The organism is Streptomyces sp. NPDC002476, assembly GCF_042889785.1.
Taxonomy (GTDB): domain Bacteria; phylum Actinomycetota; class Actinomycetes; order Streptomycetales; family Streptomycetaceae; genus Streptomyces.
The window spans coordinates 1-1,959 of record NZ_JBIARH010000104.1 but is presented as its reverse complement, the minus strand read 5'-3'; the positions used below and the strand labels follow the sequence as shown (position 1 = coordinate 1,959).

At 68.2% G+C, this 1,959-nt stretch carries 2 protein-coding genes; one reads left to right on the top strand and one right to left on the bottom strand.

The window, feature by feature from the left end; all coding sequences use genetic code 11:
• Positions 1 to 37: 37 nt before the first annotated feature.
• Positions 38 to 586: a hypothetical protein gene (locus ACFYXM_RS37080; protein WP_389296255.1), complete on the bottom strand. Its 549-nt coding sequence runs from the start codon at positions 584 to 586 to the stop codon at positions 38 to 40.
• 150 nt (positions 587 to 736) lie between these two features.
• Between ACFYXM_RS37080 and ACFYXM_RS37075 the strand changes: the two genes are divergently transcribed.
• The coding region (locus ACFYXM_RS37075; RefSeq protein WP_389296257.1) for an IS701 family transposase at positions 737 to 1,959 on the top strand (1,223 nt) is incomplete at its 3' end.

The window sequence follows — 1,959 nt, the reverse complement described above, 5'->3', positions numbered from 1 at the left end:
GTACTCCAGCCGTAGATCGTGACTGGCTGGAGTTGGCTCATGCTCTCCGGGGCTTGCGAGGCTTGGCCCAGTTGCCGTGTGGTCGGTTTCGTTCCTTGGCCAGCATTGCCGCGTCGAACTCGACCTTGGTGGTGACCGTTCGTGGTTCGGGTTCGAGTACGGCCGCAGTCGATCGCCACGGGACAGCCGAGGCCCAGCCGACGAGAGGCATGGTCTCGTTGTAGTGGGGGGCGAACTGCGCGGTGATGAGGGCCGGCATCTGGTAGTTCAGGTCGCGCGCGTGCTCGATGAACGCCTCGGGGAGCAGGACGTGGTGCGTTTCCACGTAGTGTGGGAAGTCCTGGCGCCAGAGCCAGGTGCCGTCGGTGACCAGCGATGAGCAGCCCAGGGAGTGGCGGTGCGCGCTCCCGGTGATGACGTCACGGCCTCCTTCCATGACGTCGATGAGGATGTGGCCGGCATCCAGGTAGGCCACCAGGTCCGCCTCATCCGGCTCCCCGGCGGGCTGGACGACATCGCGTAGGGATCCGTTCGGCTGGCCGGGACGGTTGTCGATTTCGTCGTAGAAACCCAGAAATCCCAGCACCGTATCTCCCTCCACAACGGGCATTCCATCCCGCTGGCACCCATGCGCGCGGCCACCGCTGATCATCGGTGTGTGAAGACTAACGATCTTGCGGTGGCCGCGGGTCACAGAGTAGACCCTGCCCGCTGGCAGGAGGCGTTCGAGGTCCTGATGGGCCGGATAGCGGGCCGGTTCGCGCGGGTGGAGCCCCGGCGCCGGGTGCGGGACTTGGTGCTGGGGCTGTTGTCGGACCTGCCGCGCAAGAACTGCTGGTCGATCGCAGAGTGGGCCGGGGATGCGAGTCCGGACGGCATGCAGCACCTGCTCGGCCGGGCCAGGTGGGATGTCGATCGCGTGCGTGATGATGTGCGCGAGTACGTGCTGGAGCATCTACACGACGAAGACGCGGTGCTGGTGGTCGACGAGACCGGGGACGTGAAGAAGGGCACGCACACCGTCGGTGTCCAGCGCCAGTACACCGGCACCGCCGGGAGGATCGAAAACGCCCAGGTCGCCGTCTACCTCGTCTACGCGGGCCGCCGTGGACACGCGGAGGTGGACCGTGAGCTGTACATCCCGCGCTCGTGGACGTGCGACCCGGACCGCTGCCAGGCCGCCGGCCTGGCGGAGGACACCGCCTTCGCGACCAAGCCGGAACTGGCCGCCCGCATGATCGGCCGGTTCCTCGACGCCGGGCACCACGTGAGCTGGGTCGCAGGCGACGAGGTCTACGGCGGCAACCCGAAGCTGCGGGCCGCGCTGGAAGAACGCCAGGTCGGCTACGTGCTCGCCGTCGCCTGCTCGGCCGAAGTGACCACCGATGCGGGGAAGTTCCGCGCGGACGCTCTGGCCGCGAAGGTGCCCAGGCGGGCCTGGCAGAAGCTGTCGGCCGGGGCCGGTGCCAAGGGGCACCGCATCTACGACTGGGCTGTCGTCGATCTGGCCGAAGGGCGGCCCGGCAGCCATCGGCTGCTGATCCGCCGCAACCGCACCACCGATGAACTCGCTTACTATCGCTGCTTCTCGCCCGCCCCGGTGCCCCTGGCCAAGCTGGTCCGCGTCGCCGGGTCGAGGTGGCGGGTGGAGGAGACATTTCAGGCCGGAAAGGGCCTGGCCGGACTGGACGAGCACCAGGTCTGGCGCTTCACTTCGTGGTCTCGCTGGGTCACCCTGGCCATGCTCGCTCACGCCTTCCTCGCCGTCGTCCGCGCCGACGAACACGCCCACCATCCCGCCCCGGATGGGCTGATCCAGCTCACCTGCAACGAGATCCAGAAACTGTTCACCACGCTCGTCGTCCGGCCCATGCACGATGCAGCCCACCGGCTCGCGTGGTCCGCCTGGCAACGTCGCCACCAGGCCCGAGCCCAAGCCAGCCATTACCGCCGGCAAGC